The sequence below is a fragment of the Microcoleus sp. A003_D6 genome (assembly GCF_036702825.1).
GTDB lineage: Bacteria > Cyanobacteriota > Cyanobacteriia > Cyanobacteriales > Microcoleaceae > Microcoleus.
Map to the genome: position 1 here is coordinate 1 of NZ_JAUBWA010000260.1, position 2,929 is coordinate 2,929.

The window sequence follows — 2,929 nt, forward strand, 5'->3', positions numbered from 1 at the left end:
GCTTTTTTCCATGACAATAACTTGCTCAAGTTATCTGACAATACACTCCCATAAATCCATCGGTTTTTCTACCAATAGAATAATTATATTGGCTAACAATTTATTTTGATCGAGTATCTCAATTTGAATAGGTCAAATCCTCCTGATTAAATAATCAGATAATATTGACGACAGACTGTACCTAAACAAGAGAGAATTGGCTCTTCCTTACTTGGTATGCCAAACTAACAATTAAAATGCCAAGTAAGCAAACATCTATTTTTGTAGTTTTCAAAATTTCTAAAGCCATACGCAGAACGTTTTATTAACTTGAGCTTGTTGTTAATACCCTCAACAACACCACTTGTTGTCCTATTATCAAAGTAAGCAATTATTTCGTCAAGCCAATTGGTAATAGTCTTCACACTATCAGGAAAATATTGTTTAGCTCTTTTCTGCCAGATCCCAATTCTCAACAATCCCCTCAACCAATTTGTTTTTTGATTTTCAAATATTTGTCGGAATTTTTCTTTTAATTTATGCATTTCTGCAAGATTGGGACATACTTTTTTGACCTTCATTAATTTGATATTTTGCTTTTGATTTAAATTCTCTTGATTCTTTAATAATGAATATTTACTGTCCTTTATTCCCTCTAATATCTCTTTATATTCTGCTGCTTTTTTACCAGATTTTGATTGTTTAGTTAAATCTATTACTTGCCTTTTTTCGCGCTTTCTTTGTGTATCTAATTCTTTGTTAACTTGTACCATTACATGAAATCTGTCCGCTACTACTTGAACATTTGGCATCAGTTTTTTTACTAGAGTTTTGTAACCTTCCCACAAATCTATACTTACTTCTTCTATTTTTTCTAATACCTCTGAACCCCAGGATTTAAGCACTGGCTCAATTTCGGCTTGCGTTCTTCCTTTGACAATTGCAATCAATTTAGATTTTTCTAAATCGATTAATACGGCACAGTAATTTCCTTGACCTTTTATCAAAGCTATTTCATCAATGCCTAGTTTTTTTAAATCTGATGGTGTTGACGATAATTCTTGTGAAGCATCTGACAACATTCTTTCTATTTCTTCTGTTGTTACTACTCCTTGTTTTGCTACACTATGAATGTCACTTGATAAAACTGATTTTATGATTGTATTTGCTAGTCGTTTTGTATAAGTTCTTCTGTTGTTTACAAAGTCCAATTTTTCGCTAAATGGTTTGCCACATTTTTTACATTTAAACTGTCGTCTATTTATTTCTAAAAATACTAGATGCTCTCCCCAAGATAAATCTTTGACTACGTATCGATGATTTTGATGTAATCTATTACTTTTTGTCCCGCAATGATGACAAAGACTTTCTCCCTTGGTTGACTCCACCTTTAATATTATTCCAATTCCTGGTATTTGACTCATTTGAGTTACTTTAATTCCTTGTATACTCAGGAGTTCTGTTAGAACTTTAGTACCCTTTTTTGTGGTCATGACTGTAATTTGCTCCCTAAAACTCTTGTCACTATTTATAGTTAACAATTAAACTAGCCCCAATGTCAAGCCTGACAAGGGCTTGATTTATATTTTTACATATTTATTCAATTTACTTTACTGATTTAGCTATTGATTTAGCATAGTAAGTAAGGAAGAGCCAGAGAATTTTTCGATGTTCTACCGTTAAATTGCTCACTTGCTTTTGTCCCAGGGCTATTTCATTCTGAATATATCTTTGAGTATGCTACAACTAAAGCCAGCGAGACGTTGAGCTTGAGCCATGTTTTGAAAGCCATGATCGCGATACAAATTCAAGGCAAAATTCCGTGCGATTGCCCAAGACTGAACGAGTCCAACCGTGCGAATGTGGCAAGCATCTTCCCCTTGAGTCACATCACGGACATAATGAACCTTGTTTTCGACTCCCCAATAGCCTCGAATTCTTTGAGCAAAGCAAGCGGCTGTTTCAGTTAATGAAGAGACGTAGTAGCGAGTTTCTGTAGAGGATTCAATGATGTTCGCTCGATAGACATGGCGTTCTGATTCAACTCGAATTAAGGTTTTTAGTCCCGGAAAATCAGGAATTCCCGTCAAGTCTTGACCGATGCTGACGGTACGTTTTTCAATCCGACCATGCCCTTTATTAATCTGAAATGAGGTTTCTTGCGGGTGAAATGCGGCTTCTACTGCGGTCAATAATCCAGATTGATTACCTTTGAGTGCACCCAAGTAATCATTATCACTATCAATTATGATCTGAGCAGTTTTTTTTGGGTGCTGATGGCATCAAAGGCGAACACTACACCTTTAAGCGCCATCTGCTCAATAAAAGCAGGGATTGCCGTGATTTCATTCGTTTTTGAATCCACCGGACTAGGGATCGAGAATCAACCCACGTTCCACAATATACGCACTTACTAGCATTATTGCTGGATGGGAATCGACTGTTGGGTCGTCCGTGGGGCATTCATAGGAGCCACGCAATACTTTGCCATCCAACGCAATCGTTTCTCCGGGCATTGGTTGAATTCCCAAAAACCTCGATAAACAACCGGAATAAGTCTGATACTCTAACCGCAGTAATGTCCGCCGAATCGTGCTGTAGGAGGGTAATCGCCCGAAGGGTGGTTCAAATAAAGTGACTAAGGGACTCGCGGAAAAATAAAATACCAGTCAAAATGGGATAACCGTGATATCCCATTTTGGTAAAGTTTCAGAACGTTGCCATGAGGGTAAATACTGTTTTAACTCATGAGGTAAGACTTTTACTCCTTTCTCATAAGTTGTTTCAATTAAGTTTACAATGGGATTAATTCCTTTCCATGTCATGTTAGATCCCACATTCCGCAGATGTGGCTCGGATTTTCTTATCAGTTTTGAAAAGTGGGAGTCCAAAATTTTTTTCGTTTAAAGTAGGCGGTTTTATCGTCACAATAGCCTAGCAAATTTACCGA

2 protein-coding genes and 1 pseudogene are annotated in these 2,929 nt (G+C 36.7%); all 3 read right to left on the reverse strand.

What is annotated here, in order from left to right; translation table 11 throughout:
- Positions 1 to 224: 224 nt before the first annotated feature.
- Positions 225 to 1,472 carry an ISL3 family transposase gene (locus tag QUB70_RS32170; RefSeq protein WP_332985857.1) on the reverse strand — a complete coding sequence of 416 codons (1,248 nt, stop codon included), beginning with the start codon at positions 1,470 to 1,472 and terminating at the stop codon, positions 225 to 227.
- A 216-nt stretch (positions 1,473 to 1,688) separates the two neighbouring features.
- Positions 1,689 to 2,234 (reverse strand): annotated as a pseudogene (locus tag QUB70_RS32175) (ISAs1 family transposase); the annotation flags it as partial.
- 114 nt (positions 2,235 to 2,348) lie between these two features.
- A complete protein-coding gene (locus tag QUB70_RS32180) occupies positions 2,349 to 2,495 on the reverse strand; it encodes a hypothetical protein (RefSeq protein WP_332985859.1) in 147 nt (48 codons plus the stop codon).
- Positions 2,496 to 2,929 lie beyond the last annotated feature (434 nt).

What these genes read in the sequence shown, in the direction of transcription:
- QUB70_RS32180 (WP_332985859.1), bottom strand. Translation starts at nt 2,495, where the DNA reads ATGCCCGGAGAAACGATTGCGTTGGATGGCAAAGTATTGCGTGGCTCC.
- QUB70_RS32170 (WP_332985857.1), bottom strand. Translation starts at nt 1,472, where the DNA reads ATGACCACAAAAAAGGGTACTAAAGTTCTAACAGAACTCCTGAGTATA.